This is a genomic window from Diplocloster agilis, assembly GCF_019042275.1.
Taxonomy (GTDB): domain Bacteria; phylum Bacillota; class Clostridia; order Lachnospirales; family Lachnospiraceae; genus Diplocloster; species Diplocloster agilis.
On sequence record NZ_JAHQCW010000022.1, the window covers coordinates 44,319 to 63,233 of the forward strand.

Sequence of the window (18,915 nt, forward strand, 5' to 3'; positions counted from 1 at the left end):
GTTGAAAGGGAGGATTGCGATGTCAGAAGAGCTTTTGAAGCTTGAACATATATCCAAAGCGTTTTCCGGGGTTGTGGTGCTTGAAGATATCAGTCTGTCTATCCCCCGGGGGCAGGTAATCTCCATCGTCGGAGAAAACGGGGCCGGAAAAAGTACGCTTGCGAACATTATCTCCGGCAGCTTAAAGCCAAGCAGCGGAAAGCTGTATTTTGAGGGAAAGATCTGTGAGGAGCTGTCGATCCGCCAGGCGAGGGAGTACGGAATCAGTATGGTGCATCAGGAACTGATGGTTCTTCCGGAGCTGGATATCACTGCCAATATCTTCATAGGGACGGAATATCAGAAGAGAGGGGTCCTGTTTCAGAAAAAAATGAGGGAGAAGGCGGCCGCTATCCTGAAGACGCTGGGAATGTCCATAAGTCCGGACACCCTGGTGAAGGACATCGATATATCGGGCAGGCAGATGATAGAGATCGCCAGGGCGATATCAGGCAGGGCAAGTATTATCCTGCTGGACGAACCCACGTCCTCCCTGTCAGATACGGAGATACAGAAACTCTTTCAGGTAGTGCAGTCCCTGAAACAGCAGGGGATCTCCTTCATCTTCGTGTCGCACCGTCTCAAGGAGGTACTTGAGATATCCGATTACATCTATGTGCTCAAGGACGGCCGTCTGGTAACCGGACTGGAGCCTGAGAAAACAGATGAAGATGAGATTATTGTTCAAATGGTGGGCCGCAGTTTTGATGATTTTTATGACCGGAAGAGAACTTATTTCGGCAAAGAGGCCCTGCGGCTTGAAAATTTCTCCGGGATCGAGGATAAGAATCTGTCCCGCAACGCACATATTCCCAGGAATGTAAATCTGCATGTGGAAGAAGGGGAAGTGCTGGGCATCTCAGGCCTTGTGGGGGCCGGAAGGACCGAACTGGCCAGGCTGATCTTCGGGGAAGACCGAAAAGAGAGCGGGGAACTGTATCTCTTCGGAGAACCGGTGAAGTTGGGCTGCTGCCGGGAAGCATATGAAAAAGGGCTGGCCTGGGTAACCGAAGACCGGAAAAACGAAGGGCTGATTCTGGATTTTGATATCAAACGCAACATGGTGCTGCCGATCCAGCGGCGGCTGGCCAGAGGGGCCTTTGTAAACAAACAGGCGGAGAATGCCGTGGTGGAAAAATATATCGGCAGACTAAACGTTAAGACGACCGGCAGCGGGCAGCTGACCAGATATCTGTCCGGTGGAAATCAGCAAAAGGTAGTTCTGGCCAAATGGCTGGCCAGTGAGCCTAAGGTACTGGTACTGGACGAACCGACCAAGGGAATCGATGTAAATGCCAAGCATGAGATCTATACGCTGATCAATGAATTAACCGCACAGGGCATGGCCATTATCCTGATCTCCTCGGAGCTCATGGAGGTGATCGGGATGAGTGACCGGATTATGGTAATGCATGACGGCAGAATCAGCGGGGAGTTTGAGCGGGAAGAATTTACCGAGGAAGCGATTATGGCTTGTGCGGTAGGAAAGGAAAAGATATGAGAGGACAAATAAAATTCAAATCACCGAATCTGTTGAGAAAGTATTCCATTTTAATTATTATCGCCGGACTGATTGTGTTCTTTTCCCTGATGGAACACCGCTTTATCTCGGCCGCGAATATCACCAACATTATCCGCCAGTCGGCAGTTATGATTATCGTCGCCAGCGGCGCCACTTTTGTAATGATTGCCGGGGACATCGATATTTCCATAGGCGGGGTGGCATGTATGACATCCGTGATCGCCGGATTACTGATCGTGAAGGGCTTTCCCATCGCTGTGGCGGTGCTGGTGGCGGTTTTCTTCGGAGGTGTATGCGGTATCATTTCCGGAGCGTTGATTGCCAGGTTTGATTTCCCATCCATGGTGGCGACGCTGGCCATGATGAACCTGACAACCGGTATTGCCAATCTGCTCACGGACGGCACCGCGATCTCTAACCTGCCGGCATCTTTCCAGGTCATGGGGAGGGGATATCTGGGGCCGGTTCCGATTCAGGTTCTGGCAATGCTCGTAATCGTGGTAGTTGCATCCCTCGTCCTGACAGGCACCACCTATGGACGTTATATCTACGCCATCGGCGGCAATGCCAATGTGGCGAAACTGTCCGGTATTAATGTAAAGAAAATGAAACTGGTGTATTATATGATCAGCGGGTTCTGCGCCGCTTTTGGCGGTATCCTGATAACCAGCCGTATGGGGTCCGCACAGCCGACCCTGGGAGTATCCTGGCCGATGGATATCTTATCTGCCATCGTCATAGGCGGCGTCAGTTTCAAGGGTGGCAGCGGGACGATCTTAAATGCTGTGTTCGGTATTATTTTGATGACGCTTTTGACAAATGGACTGACCCTTCTGGGAATTAATACATTTTGGCAGGCTGTCGTCACTGCGATATTGCTGATGGTTACGATTATAGTAAATTATCTGCAGGACTCCCGCAAAAAAAGAGATTAAAGGAGAGATAACATGCTGGACATTACTGCGATTGGTGAGATTGTCATTGATTTTACCCCCGCCGGTTTTTCGGAAGTGGGAAACACACTCTATGAGCGTCATCCGGGAGGAGGGCCGGCGAATATGCTGGTAGCCGCCGCCAAAAACCAGATGACAGGCGCTCTGCTGACGAAAGTGGGGAAGGACCCGTTCGGAACTTATCTGGCCGGTGTCCTTAAGAAGAATGGCCTGGAATCCTGCGGGCTTCGTTACTCGCAGAACAAACCAACCATAACCGCTTGGGTGGATCTGGATGAGAACAAAGAGAGAAGTTTTTTCAGCATTCAGACAGATATGTCGCTGACGGATTATTCCGTGGAGGATATTGATTATTCCCTGATCGACGAGTGCGGTATTCTGCATATCGCAGGCTCCATGATGTGCTGGGAAAAACCGATGGATGCGGTGAAAAAGGCATTTGCATATGCGAAGAAAAATCATAAGCTCACCAGCTGCGACATGAACTGGAGGCCGGTGCTCAGTGACAGGGAATATGCGGTGCGCGAAATGGCGCCGTTTGTGCGGCAGTTTGATATCCTGAAACTGTCCGATGAAGAATTTGAGCTGTGTACCGGAACGACGGATCTGGAGACGGGAAGCCGGATGCTGCTGGATGGCGGGGTTAAGTTCCTGGCGGTGACTATGGGAGCCAGAGGCTGTTATTACCGGTATGCAAATGGCGGCGCGCTTGTAACGGCTTATGAGATTCAGGCGGTTGACAGCAATGGGGCCGGGGATGCTTTTACAGGATACCTCTTAGCGGGTCTTTGGAAGCAATTGAAAGAAGGGAAAGAGATCGGGGAGATCCCGCCGGAGGAGATCGGGGAGATCGTAGACCGCGCCAATGCCGCGGGAGCGCTGTGCACCACCAAAAGCGGGTCGCTTATGGCCATCCCGGACGCAGACGAGGTCGAGCGGTTCAGGAACGCTCACAGATGACTCCTGAAGATACGAAGCGAATATATAGACAGGAAAGAGAGATTCCATAAAAAAGAAGGAGGCAGCAGTATGTTAAAGAGAGGATTATTGAACGCGCAGGGTAAATATTTGTTGGCACGCTTAGGGCATTTGGATTATCTGGCGATTACGGACGCCGGATTTAATATCCCGGAGGGAGTCGAAGTGGTGGATCTGGCGGTAAAGCCGAATCTGCCGGATCTGATGACCGTGCTGGATCTGGTAATGAAGGAGATCGAGATTGAAAAGATCTATTTATGTGAGCCGATTAAGCAGTATGCCCCGGAATTCTTAAAGGAATATGAAAAGAGATTCCCGCCGGAAAAAATCGTATTCATACCGGATGTGGATGGCAGCGCTTTCCGCGCAAAAGTAAAGGAATGCAAGGGAGCCATACGTACCGGCCAGTATTGGCTGCATTGTCCGAACGTGGTGATACAGGCGGGATGTACCTATGTAGAAAAATCATACGAGGAATAAGGCGAAACGGTGACAGTAAAAATTTCTCACCGGTAACGATACGGGTAAAAACGTACACATGGAGGGTCATATGAAATTTCAATTGGCGTTAGACGCTGTGGAACTGCAGCAGGCAAAGGCAATCGTTGGAAAGATACACCGGGAACTGGACATTGTGGAGCTGGGGACACCTTTTCTATGGAGGTATCCCCTGGATGTCATCCGTGAATTCAAAAATGAGTTCCCGGATGTGGAGATACTGGCAGACTTAAAGATCATGGACGGAGGCGCATACTGTGCCAATATGGCATTTGATGCAGGCGCGGATATCGTAACTGTGTCCGCGTTGTCTCTGGACGAAAATATAAAAGGCGCCGTCGCGGCGGCCAGGGAAAAGAACCGGAAGGTACTGGCCGATCTGATGGCTGTTCCTGTGGATGAGATTGCAAAGACTGCCCTGAGAGTAGAACAGATAGGGGTGGATTATGTGTGCATACACAGAGGAATCGGGATTAAAACCAGTCCGCTTGCGGGCCTTAAGATATTAAAGGAAACCTTGACAACCGCAGGAGCCGCGATCGCGGGAGGGATTGATGCGGTGACTCTTGGGGAAATAGCGCCCTATAATCCGGATCTTGTAATCATGGGAAGCGTTCTGACCGGTGCGCCGAATCCTTTGGCGGTACTTACCGAACTGAAAGAAATCGGCAGGTCTAAGGAGCACAAAAAGCAGGAAAGAACGGAGGAAACACATGGGACTGAATGCCGTTAGTTATTCCATCGAGGCAGTGGATGAGATAAGAGAAGTATTAAAGGGCGCCGATCCGGCACAGACAGAAAAATTGGAGAGTGAAGTTCTAAAGGCGAAAAAAATACTGGTGGGCGGGGCAGGCCGCAGCCTGTTATCGATGAAATTCTTTGCCATGCGGCTGATGCAGTTTGGATTTCCCACCTATCTGGTCGGGGAAGTATGTACCCCCAGTATCCGTGAAGGGGACCTGCTGATCCTGGGAAGCATCTCCGGCTCCACTCCGGTGATACTGGCTATGGCGCAGAAGGCTAAGGCAGCAGGCGCGCGGATCGCCGTCATCACAATGAACGAGCAGGGAACCATTTCGCAGATGGCGGACTGTGTGGTTAAGGTGGGAAATGACATGATCAGGGAAGGGGCAGGAGATCCGGACGGGTGGAACGGTGAGGAATTTAACAGTATCCGTCCTTCCGGAAACATTCTGGAAATAGCCATGGCGGTTCTTCTGGACTGCGTAATCTGCAGACTTATGGCAAAGACCCGACAGGCCCTGGATGTCCTGAGCCGCAACCACGCGAATCTGGAATGAAAGGTTGAGGGTTACATGGATAGGGACGAACAAGACAATAGAGGCATAGACGTAATCTCCATGGGGGATCTGATGATCGACTTTACCTCTCTGGGAATCAATGCGGATGGGAAAATGCTGTTTGAACGCAACCCCGGCGGCGCGCCAGCCAACGTGGCGGCCCAGGTCTGCAGGCTGGGAGGGAGAAGCGCTTTTATGGGAACGGTAGGGACGGATGAACACGGGGAATATCTCTGCCGCGTAATGCGGGATCTGGGAGTCTTAACCGACGGGCTGATTCAGACAGAGAAATGTTCCACAAGGATTACCTTTGTTTATTTGAATGAGGAACACGAACGGTTCTTTTCCAGCTACCGTTCCCCGCGGGCGGAGATTGTATTTTCTCCGGCAGACATACGCTATGACCTGTTGGACAGCGCTAAGATTCTTCACATTCCTTCCAGCATTTTGTATGATGAACCTGTGAAGGATGCGGTGGAGGCGGCTGTCACATACGCCAGAGGAAAGGGAAAACTGATTTCTTATGATCCCAACTGGAATAAGGTGCTTGGGTATAATTCAGAACAGACGCGGATCATGCTGGACTTTATCCGACATGTGGACGTCCTGAAAATCTCCGGTGAGGAGTTTAAGTATCTCTTTGACGGACGGCCTCTTGAGCAGGTGACTGCGAAGCTGGTTGAATCAGGGGTCCAACTGGTGGCGGTTACGTTTGGAAAAAGGGGTTGCTATTACCGGACCAAACAGGCGGCCGGACATCTGCCGGCATACCAGACCAGGGTGGTTGACACGACGGGGGCAGGGGATTCCTTCATGGGAGGCTTGCTGTACGGATTGAGCCGCGTCTCAAAAAAACCGGAGGAACTGTCGGAGAAGGAACTCCGGGAGCGAATCGATTTTGCCAACGCGTGCGGATCTGCCTGCGCGGCAAAAAGAGGGTCGCTGCTGGTAATGCCCACTATGGAAGAAGTGGAGCAGACCCGCAGAAACGGCACTTCGGCTCGGCTCCTATGCTCCGATTGAGGAAGAGGCGCTTATTGATTGGCAAAAGTATATGATAAATAAAAAACCGGCGGTCCTTTTGGCTCCATACAGCCAGAAGGGACCGCCGGTTTTTGGTGAATGGTTACTTCCGGCCTGTTTTGTGCCGGCCTTTTTTACGGATTCGGAGGTTGACGGACAGGGAACAATTCCTAATGGGATTCTATTTTTGAACTTTCTGTGGGAAATTCTTTTTCCAAAAGAGGTTTAAAAATAGCCGTATTTAGTGTATAGTATTATAGGGCAAGCCTCAGGGAGCGCCTCGGCACAAGCAGGACAACCGGGATAGACACAAGCGGTTCGGGTGAATTAGCCGGAACAAAGGGTTCCCCTAAGCCTGAATAAATGACGCAGTAAATGCGTCACCGGAGGAACGGCTGAACAAAAAAATGTTCATCCATACCTGATTATATGACGCAGCAAGTGCGTCACTGGAGGAAAATATGAGCGAAAAGATTGTATTGATAGATGGGCACAGCATCCTGAACCGGGCCTTTTTCGGGGTGCCGGATCTGACGAACTCAGACGGGCTGCATACGAATGCGATTTATGGATTTCTAAATATCATGTTTAAAATTCTGGAGGAGGAGCAGGCGGATTATCTGACCGTGGCGTTTGACGTACATGCTCCCACCTTCCGGCATGAGATGTTTGGGGAATATAAGGGAACCAGGAAACCGATGGCGGATGAACTGCACCAGCAGGTGCCGGTGATGAAGGAAGTGCTGGGCGCCATGGGGATTCAGGTGATCGAGCAGGCAGGGTATGAGGCGGACGACCTGCTGGGCACCGTATCCAAACACTGCGAGGAGCTGGGGTTGGACGTATCGGTGGTGTCCGGAGACAGGGATTTATTGCAGTTAGCTACGGACAAGGTAAAGATCCGGATTCCCAAGACAAAGCGGGGAACCACGGAGGTCGAGGATTATTACGCGGAGGATGTATGCAAGCGTTACCAGGTGACGCCCACCCAGTTTATCGATGTCAAGGCATTGATGGGCGACGCTTCGGATAATATCCCGGGGGTTCCGGGAATCGGGGAAAAGACGGCGACAAAGATCATCGTGGACTATGGCAGTATCGAAAACGCTTATGAACATGTGGAGGAGATCAAGCCGAACCGGGCGAAAGAAGCGCTGCGGGATCATTATGATATGGCTCAGATGAGTAAAACCCTGGCCACGATCTGCGTGGACTGCGATGTTCCGTTTTCGTTAGACAAGGCAAAGCTTGGCGAATTGTATACGCCGGAGGCGTATAATCTGTTTAAACAGCTGGAATTTAAAAACATGCTGAGCCGGTTCCATGTGGAAGTGCCCGCGCAAAAAGTAGAGGGACATTTTCGGAAAGTCACGCTGCTGCAGGATGTGGAGGAAGTGTTTCAGAATATTCAAAAGATTCTGGAGGCGGATTCGGAAAAGAAAGACAGCCGGATCGGCTTCGTGTGGATCGGGGAGGAGGAGCCTCTCGGGCTTGCTCTCGCCTGCGGGGATAAGGAGATCTGTTATATCCCGGCGGAAGGTTTCGTGACGGAAGAGTATCTGAAGGAACAGCTGGGAAATCTGATAGCAAAAGCGGATGCGGCTGCGACGCTGGATCTGAAAAGCCAGCTGGGGCGGATCACCCTGACAGATGCAGGGAAGGAGCGGCTGTTTGACTGTAATATTGCCGCGTATCTGCTGAATCCGCTTAAGGACAGCTATTCTTATGATGATCTTGCGAAGGAATATCTGGGACTGATGATTCCGTCCCGGATGGATCTGCTGGGCAAATCAGGGTGGACGGCCGCGCAGGAAGAAAAACCCCAGGAATTTCTGACCTGTGTCTGTTATATGGCTTATACCGCCTGGAGGGCTGCAAAAGAACTGATGGAGGGCCTGAAGGACACGGACATGCTCCGCCTTTTTCAAACGGTGGAGATGCCGCTCGTGTATACCCTTTACGATATGGAACAGGCCGGCATCCTGGTGCAGTCGGAAGAGCTTAAGATCTACGGGGAAGAGTTAGGAGTCAGGATCGCGCAGCTGGAACAGAGCATCTATCAGATGGCCGGAGAGGAGTTTAACATCAATTCTCCAAAACAGCTGGGCGTGGTGCTGTTTGAACATCTGAAGCTTCCCGGAGGAAAGAAGACGAAGACCGGATTCTCCACAGCGGCGGATGTGTTAGAAAAGCTGGCCCCGGAAAATGAGATCGTGTCGCTGATTCTGGAATACCGCCAGCTGACAAAATTAAAATCCACTTATGCCGATGGGCTTGCGGCCTACATCGCGGCGGACGGAAGAATCCACAGCACATTTAACCAGACGATTACGGCTACCGGCAGAATCAGCAGCACGGAGCCGAATCTTCAAAATATACCGATCCGGATGGAACTGGGCCGGCTGATTCGAAAAGTGTTCATACCTGCGCCCGGCTGTGTCTTTATCGACGCGGACTACTCCCAGATCGAGCTGAGAGTGCTGGCGCATATGTCCGAGGATGAGAATCTGATTCACGCGTACCGAGAAGCGGCGGATATCCACCGGATGACCGCTTCCCAGGTGTTCCACACTCCTTTTGATGAGGTCAGCCCGCAGCAGAGGAGCAACGCCAAAGCGGTGAATTTTGGGATCGTCTATGGGATCAGCTCCTTCGGGTTAAGCCAGGGCCTTAGCATTACCCGAAAGGAAGCGGCGGATTATATCGGGAAATACTTTGAAACCTATCCGGGTGTGAAGAAGTTTCTGGATAACCTGGTAGTCCACGCAAAAGAAGAGGGATATGTGACCACCATGTTCGGCCGCAGGCGGCCGGTGCCGGAATTAAAATCCAGCAATTTTATGCAGCGCTCTTTCGGAGAGCGGGTGGCTATGAATTCGCCGATCCAGGGAACGGCGGCGGATATTATCAAGATCGCTATGATCCATGTGAACGAGCGGTTAAAAAAGGAAAAGTTAAAGTCCCGGTTGATCCTGCAGGTGCATGATGAGCTGCTGATCGAGGCGGACAGAAGCGAAGTGGAAGAAGTGCAGAAGATTCTGTCGGAGGAGATGCACCGGGCGGCGGACTTAAGCGTGCCGTTGGAAATCGATATGCACGAAGGGGAAAACTGGTACGAAGCGAAGTAGGGGCGGAGCATATGAAAGTGATTGGAATTACCGGAGGTGTCGGTTCCGGGAAAAGTACGATATTGGAGTATATAGGAAGAGTCTATAACGCCCGGGTGATCCAGGCCGATAAAGTGGGCCACCTGATGATGGAGACAGGGCAGCCGGGCTATTATCAGGTGGTGGAGACCTTCGGAAGCGGCATCCTGAACGGGGATCAGACCGTCAATCGGGCGAAGCTGTCGGCGTTGGTATTCGAAAAGCCGGAACTGCTGGCGAAGCTTGAGAAGATTATCCATCCGGCGGTGAAAGCCTATATTGTGGAAGAGATCGATAAGGAGCGGACCGCGGGAAAGCTTTCACTGGTGCTGGTAGAAGCGGCGCTGCTGATTGAAGACAATTACCGCGTGCTCTGCGATGAATTCTGGTATATTTACGCGGCGGATGAGATACGCAGGGAACGGCTGAAACGCTGGCGGGGCTACAGCGATGAAAAGGTGGACCGGATCATGGCCCATCAGATGTCGGCCGAGGAATACCGCAGGCATTGTGAGGAAGAGATTGACAATAACGGGGAGCTTTCGGATGTATATGGCCAGATTGATCAGATAATGAAAAAGCGCGGTATCCATAAGAGACAGAAAATGTAAAACAGGATCAGAAAGGAAGAACAGCATGAATTTATGCAGTATAGCCAGCGGCAGCAGCGGGAACTGTATCTATGTGGGCAGTGAAAAAACGCATTTGCTGGTGGACGCGGGAATCAGCGGTAAACGGATCGAACAGGGATTGAACGAACTGGATTTGACCACAGGGGATATGAAAGGGATTTTGATTACCCATGAACATATCGATCACGTGCAGGGCCTGGGAGTGCTGGCCAGAAGGTACGGACTGCCGATCTATGGGACAGCGGCCACCTTTGAGGCGGTGAAGCGGATGAATTCCGTGGGAAAGATACCGGATGAGCTGTTTTGTCCGATTTGTCCGGACGAAGTGTTTGAAATCGAGGATTTGCAGATCCGTCCGTTTTCCATTTCCCATGACGCCGCCGACCCGGTGGCTTACCGGCTGGAATGCGGGGCGAAGGCGGTTGGAGTGGCCACGGATATGGGAATTTATACGGATTATATCGTGGAGAACCTGCAGGGATTAGATGCTCTTTTGCTGGAGGCGAACCATGACATACATATGCTGGAGGTGGGCGCTTACCCCTATCCGCTGAAACGGCGGATTCTGGGAGAGCGGGGCCATCTGTCCAATGAGGCCAGCGGTCAGCTGCTTTGCAGGCTGTTGCATGATAAATTAAAATCGATCGTACTGGGTCATCTGAGCAAGGAGAATAACTATGCGGAACTGGCCTATGAGACGGTAAAGCTGGAAATTGACCTGGATAATTGCCCGTATCAGTCCGGGGATTTTAAAATCCAGGTGGCCAAAAGGGACTGTGTATCGGAATTGATCGCAGTTTGAAAAAATGATTTGAGAAATAGAATAAAAGGAGAACCTGAGGATGAAAAAGACAATCATTACCGTTGTAGGAAAGGATACCGTGGGTATCATCGGAAAAGTGTGCACGTACCTGGCAAATAACAATATTAATATAGAAGACATTTCTCAGACGATCGTGCAGGAATTTTTTAACATGATGATGATCGTGGATACGAACCAATCCCCCAAGCCGTTTGCGGATCTGTGCAAGGAGCTGGACCAGATCGGAGATGAGATCGGGGTAACCATCAAATGCCAGCATGAAGATATTTTTGACAAAATGCACCGGATTTAACGAGAGGAAGGCACAGGGATAACAGGATGATTAATATATTTGAAGTAAATGAAACCAACCGGATGATCGAGCAGGCGAATTTGGATGTGCGTACGATTACGCTTGGCATCAGCCTGCTGGACTGTGCAGACGCGGATCTGCAGAAAGTAAATGAGAATATTTACCGTAAAATAACAACTCTGGCGGAAAAGCTGGTGGCTACCGGAAAAGAGATCGAGCGGGAATTCGGGGTTCCCATCGTCAATAAAAGGATTTCCGTGACTCCCATCGCCCTGGTGGGAGCGGCGGCCTGCAAATGCCCGGAGGATTTCGTGGAGATCGCAAAGACGTTGGACCGGGCGGCTAAGACCGTAGGGGTCAACTTCATCGGCGGATATTCCGCGCTGGTCTCCAAAGGGATGACGGCGGCGGACGAGTATCTGATCCGCTCGATTCCCGCTGCGCTTTCCGTCACCGACCGGGTGTGCAGTTCCGTGAATGTGGGTTCTACAAAATGTGGGATCAATATGGATGCTGTGAAGCTTTTGGGAGAAACTGTATTAAAGACGGCGGAATATACAAAGGAGCAGGATTCCCTGGGCTGCGCGAAGCTGGTGGTATTCTGCAACGCGCCGGATGACAATCCGTTTATGGCGGGAGCCTTTCACGGGGTTACGGAAGCGGATGCCATAATTAATGTGGGGGTCAGCGGTCCCGGCGTTGTGAAGCAGGCGCTGGAACAGGTACGGGGGGAAAACTTCGAGGTTCTCTGCGAGACTATTAAAAAGACCGCCTTTAAGGTAACCAGAGTGGGCCAGCTGGTGGCCCAGGAAGCGTCAAAACGCATGGGCATTCCCTTCGGAATCGTGGACCTGTCATTGGCGCCCACGCCTGCCATCGGGGACTCGGTAGCGGAAATTCTTCAGGAGATCGGCCTGGAATATCCGGGAGCGCCCGGTACCACAGCGGCGTTAGCCCTGCTCAATGATCAGGTGAAAAAAGGCGGCGTGATGGCGTCCTCCTATGTGGGAGGCTTAAGCGGCGCGTTTATACCGGTCAGCGAAGACCAGGGAATGATCGACGCGGTGGAAGCAGGGGCGCTGACCCTGGAAAAATTGGAAGCCATGACCTGTGTCTGCTCCGTGGGCCTGGACATGATTGCGGTGCCGGGAGACACGAAGGCATCCACGATCTCCGGTATTATCGCGGATGAGATGGCCATCGGCATGGTGAACCAGAAGACAACGGCGGTCCGGCTGATTCCTGTGATCGGGAAAACCGTGGGGGATACGGTGGAGTTCGGCGGCCTGCTGGGTTATGCGCCGGTGATGCCGGTAAATGGTTTTTCCTGCGAGAGGTTTGTGAACCGGGGAGGCCGGATTCCCGCGCCGATCCACAGCTTCAAAAACTAAACGGACGCGGGGAACTTAAAGGGGTTATTTTGTTATGAATAAAGATATGACAGTGGGGAAACCCGGGAAGACGCTGTTCTTCTTCGCGGTACCCATGGTGCTGGGCAATCTGTTCCAGCAGCTTTATAATATCGTCGATTCGATGATCGTGGGAAATTTTGTAGGCTCGGATGCGCTGGCGGCTGTCGGCGCGTCTGCGTCTATTACTTTTTTATTTGTGGCTATAGCCACCGGTATGAGCGTGGGTTCGTCCGTAGTGATCTCCCAGTTCTTCGGAGCCAGGCAGATGGGGAAGGTCAAGACCTGTATCTACACGATCCTTCTGTTCGCCGCTGTGTTAAGCGCCGTGCTTACGGTGGTCGGCGTGGGCGGAAGCGGTGTGATTCTGCGCCTGATGAATACCCCGGATAACGTGTTTGCGGACGCTTCCACATATCTGAAGATCTATTTCGCGGGTATGTTCTTTCTTTTTACCTACAATACCCTCACCTCCATCTTTAACGCGCTGGGTGATTCCAGATCTCCGCTCGTATTCCTTGCATTTTCGTCTATTACGAATATAGTGCTGGACCTGGTCTTTGTCATACGCTTCGGGATGGGCGTGGCCGGCGTGGCCTATGCCACCTTGATTTCCCAGGGGATCTCTGCGGTACTATCTTTTATCTGGCTGATGATCCGCCTTCGCAGAATGCAGATCCGGGAAGAATTTTCCTATTTTGATTACCGCACCCTTAAGACGATCTGGAAGATCGCGATTCCTTCCACCATTCAGCAGTCCATCGTGTCCATCGGTTTCGTGCTGGTACAGGCGCTTGTAAACCGTTATGGTTCCGTGGTGATGGCGGGTTACGCGGCAGCCGGCAAGATAGACAGTATAGCGATCCTGCCAATGGTGAATGTGGGAAATGCCATGTCCACCTTTACCGCCCAGAATATAGGGGCCGGTAAGCCGGAGCGGGTGACCAAAGGGCTGCGGGCCGGCTGGGTCATGAGCGGGGTAATCGGGCTGATCGTCACGGTTATCCTATTCCTCTGGGGCGATGTGTTCGTGGGCGCGTTTGTGGATACGGCCAGTAACCTGGAAGTAATCGGCGTCGGTGTGGAATATTTAAGAGTGGTCAGTACCTTCTATGTGGTCATGGGAGTTATGAATACGGCAAACGGAGTGTTAAGGGGCGCCGGAGATATCAAGGTGTTCCTGGTCAGCGCCCTTTGCAATCTGGGCAGCCGGGTGATTTTAGCATACGCTCTGGCCTATGTGATCGGAAAATCCGCGATCTGGTGGGCGATCCCGATCGGCTGGTCCATCGGGCTTGTCATCTCCCTGATCCGGTTAAAGAGCGGAAAATGGAAAGGAAAATCACTGGTAGATACAACGCCTTTACCCGAAGATTAGCGGGAGACAGGAGGGGTTAGATGAATATCGCGCATTTACGGTATGCGGTAGAGATTGCCAAGACAGGTTCCATTACACAGGCGGCGGATAATCTGTATATGGGCCAGCCGAATATGAGCAAGGCGGTAAAAGAACTGGAATCCACGCTGGGGATCGTGATTTTCAAGCGGACGCCCAGGGGAGTGGTGCCCACGCAAAAGGGAAAGGAATTCCTGGCTTATGCCCGGAATATCCTGGCCCAGATCGATAATCTGGAATCCCATTACAAGCAGCAGGAGGAAGACAATCAGAGCTTTTCCGCATTTGTTCCGCGGGGCAGTTACATTGCCACCGCGTTCACGCGGTTTGTAAATGAGCTGGATTTTGACCGGGCGCTGGAACTGAACTTCAAAGAGACCAACACGATGGCCATTATGAACGGTGTGCTGGAGTACGAATGCAATCTGGGGATTATCCGTTACCAGGCTTCCTACGAAGATTACTTTCAGAACATGATCAAAGACCGGGGCTTAAAAAGCCGGCCGGTACTGGAATATGAGTACAAGGCCCTGATGTCCAAAGACCACCCTCTGGCCGGAAAAGAACAGGTAAACGATCAGCAGATCTGCGGGTACACAGAAATCATGCACGGCGACCTGGCTGTTCCGTTCCTGCCGGTGACGAATCCGACTGAGAGCGGGTGCGAAAAGATGACAAAGCGGCGCATCTACGTGTATGAGCGGGGAAGTCAGTTTGACCTGCTGGTCAACGTGCCCGGCACCTACATGTGGGTTTCGCCCATGCCCAGGGAGGTGTTGGACCGGTATGGCCTGGTGCAGAAATCCTGCAAAGTATCCGGCCATCGCTATCGGGACGTTCTGATCTATCACCGGGACTATCATTTTACCGAGCTGGATAAGCTGTTTTTAGAAAAATTAGAAACCGTCAAAACAGAATTGGGGACATGTCCAAATTGACTCAATCAATTTGGACATGTCCCTTTTGGCAATTTTGGCGGAACGGGACAAGCTGCCCTCATGTGTTGGCTTACATATCGGTATTCCATTTTTATATTACCCATATTCCCGGAAGTTTGTTAAAATAATAACAGAAATTCGTTAAATAAATAACATACAAGGGAAAGGATGAGTATAACATGGCAAGATTTACATTACCCAGAGACGTATATTATGGAAAAGGCACACTGGAGGTGCTGAAAACCTTAAAGGGAAAGAAAGCGATCGTTGTAGTCGGCGGCGGCTCTATGAAACGCTTCGGTTTCCTGGATAAAGCAGTGGATTACCTGAAAGATGCAGGTATGGAAGTGCAGTTGTTTGAAAATGTAGAGCCGGACCCTTCCGTAGAGACAGTTATGCGCGGAGCGAAGGCTATGCAGGAGTTTGAGCCGGACTGGATCGTAGCGATGGGCGGCGGTTCTCCTATTGATGCCGCGAAAGCAATGTGGGCGTTCTATGAATACCCGGAGACTACGTTTGAAGATCTGATTACACCCTTTAATTTCCCGGAACTGCGTCAGAAAGCAAAATTTGCGGCGATCCCTTCCACATCCGGAACGGCAACCGAAGTAACCGCTTTCTCTGTTATCACAGATTACGAAAAGGGTATCAAATATCCGCTGGCTGACTTTAACATTACACCGGACGTGGCTATCGTGGATCCGGTTATCGCGGAGACTATGCCTGAGAAGCTGACGGCTCATACCGGAATGGATGCGCTGACTCATGCGATTGAAGCCTATGTATCCACTTTGAACAGCCCGTTTACAGATCCTCTGGCGATTAAAGCGATCCAGATGGTATTTGAATATCTGCCGGCATCCTATCAGAAGGATATGAGCGCAAGAGAGCAGATGCACTACGCGCAGTGCCTGGCCGGAATGGCATTCTCAAACGCCCTGCTTGGAATCGTACATTCTATGGCTCACAAGACGGGGGCAGCGTTCTCTACCGGACATATTCCTCACGGATGCGCCAATGCTATCTACCTTCCTTATGTAATTCAGTACAATGCGAAGGATGAGACCGCTAAGAAACGTTACGCCGACATTGCAAAAGAAGTCGGATTAACCGGAGCAAATGATGACGAACTGGTGAAAGCACTCTGCGATAAGATCGATGCCTACAATGTAAAACTCAGTATTCCGAAGACCTTAAAAGAATTCGGGATCGAGGAAAAGGAATTCAAAGAGAAAGTGGCAGCGATCGCCGAACTGGCTGTAGGAGATGCCTGCACAGGTTCCAACCCGAGAGCAATCACCCCGGCTGAGATGGAAAAATTATTAAACTGCACTTACTACGGAACGGAAGTTGATTTCTAATAAATTCTTATAGAAGTCACAGAAGCATATTTCTAATGTTGGTTTGCTGAAGACGGCACTCTTTAGTTTTACCATATATAGTGAACGATACGGAAGATAGAATATGGAAGGGGAGATTTACCGGATAACCGCTGATCTGGCTCCCGGACCGTATTCTATTTTCTGTGTGATTTTATGATCAAGTGTTGCCATTTTTTTCGATTTGGCTTATAGTAAAAAGGACGTACCTATTTGCAAAGCTAAGGGGAGCAAATAGTAAGTTTGAGGAGGAATAGCATGTACAAAATACGCAAGGCAGAAAAATTGGCAGAAAATATTTTTCTGATGGACGTGGAAGCGCCCAGAATCGCAAAGTCCTGTGAGCCAGGACAGTTTCTCATCGTTAAAATGGATGAGAAAGGGGAACGGATTCCGCTGACGATCTGTGATTATCATCGTGAAGACGGCACTGTTACCATCGTATTTCAGATTGTCGGAGCGTCTACGAAGAAGATGGCCGAACTTCAGGCGGGAGACAGCTTCCGCGATGTGATCGGGCCGCTTGGCCAGGCGTCGGAATTCATACACGAGCCGGCCGCAGAGCTGAAAGAGAAAAAATATCTGTTCGTAGCCGGCGGTGTCGGAACCGCTCCTGTATATCCGCAGGTAAAATGGATGAAAGAAAACGGCATTGCCGTGGATGTGATAGTCGGAGCTAAGACGAAAGACCTGCTGATTCTGGAAGACGAGATGAGGGCAGTGGCTGGAAATCTGTATATCACCACGGATGACGGCTCTTATGAGCGCAAAGGCATGGTAACGGAAGTGATTAAGGATCTGGTTCAGAACCAGGGAAAACATTATGATCAGGTGGTTGCGATCGGACCGATGATCATGATGAAGTTTGTCTGTCTTCTGACCAAGGAACTGGGACTTCCCACCATTGTTAGTTTAAATCCCATTATGGTTGACGGAACCGGTATGTGCGGCGCCTGCCGTGTCACCGTAGGAGATCAGGTGAAATTTGCCTGTGTGGACGGTCCTGAATTCGACGGCCATCTGGTGAATTTTGATGAGGCGATGAAACGTCAGACGATCTACAAGACTCAGGAAGGCAGAGCGATGTTGAAATTGCAGGAAGGCGATACGCATCATGGCGGCTGTGGACATTGCGGAGGTGACGAGTAATGGGTGATGTATTGAAGAAGGTTCCCGTCCGGGAACAGGATGCGAAAGTGCGTGCCACCAATTTCGAGGAGGTATGCTATGGATATAATCAGGAAGAAGCCATGGAAGAAGCGGCGCGGTGCATTAACTGTAAAAACGCAAAATGCATCACCGGCTGCCCGGTGGCTATCAATATTCCGGGCTTCATCCACGAGGTGAAGGAAGGCAATATCGAGGAAGCCTACAAGGTAATCGGTAAATCGTCGGCGTTGCCCGCCGTATGCGGACGTGTCTGCCCTCAGGAAAGCCAGTGTGAAGGCGTATGTATCCGGGGAATCAAAGGAGAACCGGTTTCCATCGGAAAGCTGGAGCGTTTTGTAGCCGACTGGGCCAGGGAACACGGCATTTCCCCTGAAAAGCCCGCCAGCACCAATGGCAAAAAGGTAGCCGTAATCGGCAGCGGCCCCGCAGGCTTAACCTGCGCCGGAGATCTGGCAAAGATGGGATATGAAGTGACGATCTTTGAAGCCCTTCATGAGCCCGGCGGCGTGCTGGTCTACGGAATTCCTGAGTTCCGTCTGCCTAAGAAGGGCGTAGTGGCTCCGGAAATCGAAAATGTGAAAAAACTGGGTGTAAAAATAGAGACCAACGTAGTCATCGGAAAATCCGTAACCATCGATGAGCTTCTGAATGACGAAGGCTTTGACGCGGTATTCATCGGTTCCGGCGCCGGACTCCCCAAATTCATGGGTATTCCGGGAGAAAATGCCAACGGCGTATTCTCCGCCAACGAGTATCTGACCAGAAGCAATCTGATGAAGGCCTTTGACGAAAACTACGATACCCCGATCATGATCGGCAAAAAAGTAGCGGTAGTGGGCGGCGGAAACGTAGCGATGGACGCGGCGAGAACAGCTCTGCGTCTGGGTGCGGAAGTGCATATCGTATACCGGAGAAGCGAGGCGGAACTTCCGGCCAGAGTGGAAGAAGTACACCACGCAAAACAGGAAGGCATCATCTTTGACCTGCTGACGAATCCCCTTGAGATTCTGGTGGATGACAACGGCTGGGTCCGCGGTATGAGCTGCATTAAAATGGAACTGGGCGAACCGGACGAATCCGGCAGACGCAGGCCGGTAGAAATAAAAGGTTCTGAGTTCGAGATCGAGCTGGATACTGTGATCATGTCCCTGGGAACCTCCCCGAACCCTCTGATCTCTTCCACCACGAAGGGACTGGAGACGAACCGGAGAAAATGTATCGTAGCCCAGGAAGAAAACGGCGCGACTACAAAAGAAGGCGTATATGCCGGCGGTGACGCGGTCACCGGAGCGGCTACGGTTATCCTGGCCATGGGGGCCGGAAAATCCGCAGCTCAGGGAATCGATGAATTCCTGAACGGGAAATAAATATTAGAAACAGGCCGGAGCGGGCCGGAACAGAGCTGCCTCAGAGAGG

The 18,915-nt window shown here is 51.3% G+C and carries 17 protein-coding genes; all 17 read left to right on the top strand.

From position 1 onward, the window contains the following. Nucleotides 1–19: 19 nt before the first annotated feature. A complete protein-coding gene (locus KTH89_RS13570) occupies nt 20–1,540 on the top strand; it encodes a sugar ABC transporter ATP-binding protein (RefSeq protein ID WP_238722067.1) in 1,521 nt (506 codons plus the stop codon). Then, the gene (locus KTH89_RS13575) at nt 1,537–2,496 is read left to right on the top strand and encodes an ABC transporter permease (protein WP_158346900.1); all 960 of its coding nucleotides are present in this window, start codon (nt 1,537–1,539) and stop codon (nt 2,494–2,496) included. The genes KTH89_RS13570 and KTH89_RS13575 overlap by 4 nt, the downstream gene beginning before the upstream one ends. A gap of 12 nt (nt 2,497–2,508) precedes the next feature. Then, a complete protein-coding gene (locus tag KTH89_RS13580; protein WP_238722068.1) occupies nt 2,509–3,474 on the top strand; it encodes a carbohydrate kinase family protein in 966 nt (321 codons plus the stop codon). A 69-nt stretch (nt 3,475–3,543) separates the two neighbouring features. Then, nucleotides 3,544–3,972 carry a D-ribose pyranase gene (rbsD, locus tag KTH89_RS13585; RefSeq protein WP_238722069.1) on the top strand — a complete coding sequence of 143 codons (429 nt, stop codon included), beginning with the start codon at nt 3,544–3,546 and terminating at the stop codon, nt 3,970–3,972. 70 nt (nt 3,973–4,042) lie between these two features. Beyond that, nucleotides 4,043–4,723 (top strand): orotidine 5'-phosphate decarboxylase / HUMPS family protein, encoded by a 681-nt coding sequence (locus tag KTH89_RS13590; RefSeq protein WP_238722070.1) that lies wholly within the window; start codon nt 4,043–4,045, stop codon nt 4,721–4,723. Continuing rightward, nucleotides 4,704–5,291 carry a 6-phospho-3-hexuloisomerase gene (hxlB, locus tag KTH89_RS13595; protein ID WP_238722071.1) on the top strand — a complete coding sequence of 196 codons (588 nt, stop codon included), beginning with the start codon at nt 4,704–4,706 and terminating at the stop codon, nt 5,289–5,291. The genes KTH89_RS13590 and hxlB overlap by 20 nt, the downstream gene beginning before the upstream one ends. 15 nt (nt 5,292–5,306) lie before the next feature. Continuing rightward, the gene (locus tag KTH89_RS13600) at nt 5,307–6,314 is read left to right on the top strand and encodes a carbohydrate kinase family protein (protein ID WP_238722072.1); all 1,008 of its coding nucleotides are present in this window, start codon (nt 5,307–5,309) and stop codon (nt 6,312–6,314) included. Nucleotides 6,315–6,775: 461 nt separating this feature from the next. Beyond that, nucleotides 6,776–9,442: a DNA polymerase I gene (gene polA / locus KTH89_RS13605; RefSeq protein WP_238722073.1), complete on the top strand. Its 2,667-nt coding sequence runs from the start codon at nt 6,776–6,778 to the stop codon at nt 9,440–9,442. 11 nt (nt 9,443–9,453) lie between these two features. Further along, complete coding sequence (coaE, locus tag KTH89_RS13610) at nt 9,454–10,071, top strand: dephospho-CoA kinase (protein WP_238722074.1); 618 nt, start codon at nt 9,454–9,456, stop codon at nt 10,069–10,071. 25 nt (nt 10,072–10,096) lie between these two features. Beyond that, nucleotides 10,097–10,894, top strand: a complete 798-nt coding sequence (locus KTH89_RS13615) for an MBL fold metallo-hydrolase (RefSeq protein WP_158346892.1) — start codon at nt 10,097–10,099, stop codon at nt 10,892–10,894. Nucleotides 10,895–10,934: 40 nt separating this feature from the next. Next, nucleotides 10,935–11,207 (top strand): ACT domain-containing protein, encoded by a 273-nt coding sequence (locus KTH89_RS13620; protein WP_158346891.1) that lies wholly within the window; start codon nt 10,935–10,937, stop codon nt 11,205–11,207. Nucleotides 11,208–11,233: 26 nt separating this feature from the next. After that, nucleotides 11,234–12,598, top strand: coding sequence for a PFL family protein (locus KTH89_RS13625; protein WP_158346889.1), 1,365 nt, complete (start codon nt 11,234–11,236; stop codon nt 12,596–12,598). Between the two features lie 34 nt (nt 12,599–12,632). Then, nucleotides 12,633–13,994, top strand: coding sequence for an MATE family efflux transporter (locus KTH89_RS13630; RefSeq protein WP_238722075.1), 1,362 nt, complete (start codon nt 12,633–12,635; stop codon nt 13,992–13,994). 20 nt (nt 13,995–14,014) lie between these two features. Continuing rightward, nucleotides 14,015–14,950: a LysR family transcriptional regulator gene (locus tag KTH89_RS13635; RefSeq protein WP_238722076.1), complete on the top strand. Its 936-nt coding sequence runs from the start codon at nt 14,015–14,017 to the stop codon at nt 14,948–14,950. Nucleotides 14,951–15,129: 179 nt separating this feature from the next. Next, complete coding sequence (locus tag KTH89_RS13640) at nt 15,130–16,311, top strand: iron-containing alcohol dehydrogenase (RefSeq protein ID WP_238722077.1); 1,182 nt, start codon at nt 15,130–15,132, stop codon at nt 16,309–16,311. A 276-nt stretch (nt 16,312–16,587) separates the two neighbouring features. Then, on the top strand, nt 16,588–17,478 hold the full coding sequence (locus KTH89_RS13645) for a sulfide/dihydroorotate dehydrogenase-like FAD/NAD-binding protein (RefSeq protein WP_158348029.1): 891 nt from the start codon (nt 16,588–16,590) through the stop codon (nt 17,476–17,478). Further along, nucleotides 17,478–18,866, top strand: a complete 1,389-nt coding sequence (gltA, locus tag KTH89_RS13650; protein WP_158348031.1) for an NADPH-dependent glutamate synthase — start codon at nt 17,478–17,480, stop codon at nt 18,864–18,866. Before KTH89_RS13645 ends, gltA begins: the two co-directional genes overlap by 1 nt. Nucleotides 18,867–18,915: the final 49 nt, after the last annotated feature.

What these genes read in the sequence shown, in the direction of transcription:
- KTH89_RS13590 (WP_238722070.1), top strand. Translation starts at nt 4,043, where the DNA reads ATGAAATTTCAATTGGCGTTAGACGCTGTGGAACTGCAGCAGGCAAAG.
- KTH89_RS13570 (WP_238722067.1), top strand. Translation starts at nt 20, where the DNA reads ATGTCAGAAGAGCTTTTGAAGCTTGAACATATATCCAAAGCGTTTTCC.
- polA (WP_238722073.1), top strand. Translation starts at nt 6,776, where the DNA reads ATGAGCGAAAAGATTGTATTGATAGATGGGCACAGCATCCTGAACCGG.
- coaE (WP_238722074.1), top strand. Translation starts at nt 9,454, where the DNA reads ATGAAAGTGATTGGAATTACCGGAGGTGTCGGTTCCGGGAAAAGTACG.
- KTH89_RS13645 (WP_158348029.1), top strand. Translation starts at nt 16,588, where the DNA reads ATGTACAAAATACGCAAGGCAGAAAAATTGGCAGAAAATATTTTTCTG.
- KTH89_RS13640 (WP_238722077.1), top strand. Translation starts at nt 15,130, where the DNA reads ATGGCAAGATTTACATTACCCAGAGACGTATATTATGGAAAAGGCACA.
- gltA (WP_158348031.1), top strand. Translation starts at nt 17,478, where the DNA reads ATGGGTGATGTATTGAAGAAGGTTCCCGTCCGGGAACAGGATGCGAAA.
- KTH89_RS13615 (WP_158346892.1), top strand. Translation starts at nt 10,097, where the DNA reads ATGAATTTATGCAGTATAGCCAGCGGCAGCAGCGGGAACTGTATCTAT.
- KTH89_RS13620 (WP_158346891.1), top strand. Translation starts at nt 10,935, where the DNA reads ATGAAAAAGACAATCATTACCGTTGTAGGAAAGGATACCGTGGGTATC.
- rbsD (WP_238722069.1), top strand. Translation starts at nt 3,544, where the DNA reads ATGTTAAAGAGAGGATTATTGAACGCGCAGGGTAAATATTTGTTGGCA.
- KTH89_RS13630 (WP_238722075.1), top strand. Translation starts at nt 12,633, where the DNA reads ATGAATAAAGATATGACAGTGGGGAAACCCGGGAAGACGCTGTTCTTC.
- KTH89_RS13635 (WP_238722076.1), top strand. Translation starts at nt 14,015, where the DNA reads ATGAATATCGCGCATTTACGGTATGCGGTAGAGATTGCCAAGACAGGT.
- KTH89_RS13580 (WP_238722068.1), top strand. Translation starts at nt 2,509, where the DNA reads ATGCTGGACATTACTGCGATTGGTGAGATTGTCATTGATTTTACCCCC.
- hxlB (WP_238722071.1), top strand. Translation starts at nt 4,704, where the DNA reads ATGGGACTGAATGCCGTTAGTTATTCCATCGAGGCAGTGGATGAGATA.
- KTH89_RS13625 (WP_158346889.1), top strand. Translation starts at nt 11,234, where the DNA reads ATGATTAATATATTTGAAGTAAATGAAACCAACCGGATGATCGAGCAG.
- KTH89_RS13575 (WP_158346900.1), top strand. Translation starts at nt 1,537, where the DNA reads ATGAGAGGACAAATAAAATTCAAATCACCGAATCTGTTGAGAAAGTAT.
- KTH89_RS13600 (WP_238722072.1), top strand. Translation starts at nt 5,307, where the DNA reads ATGGATAGGGACGAACAAGACAATAGAGGCATAGACGTAATCTCCATG.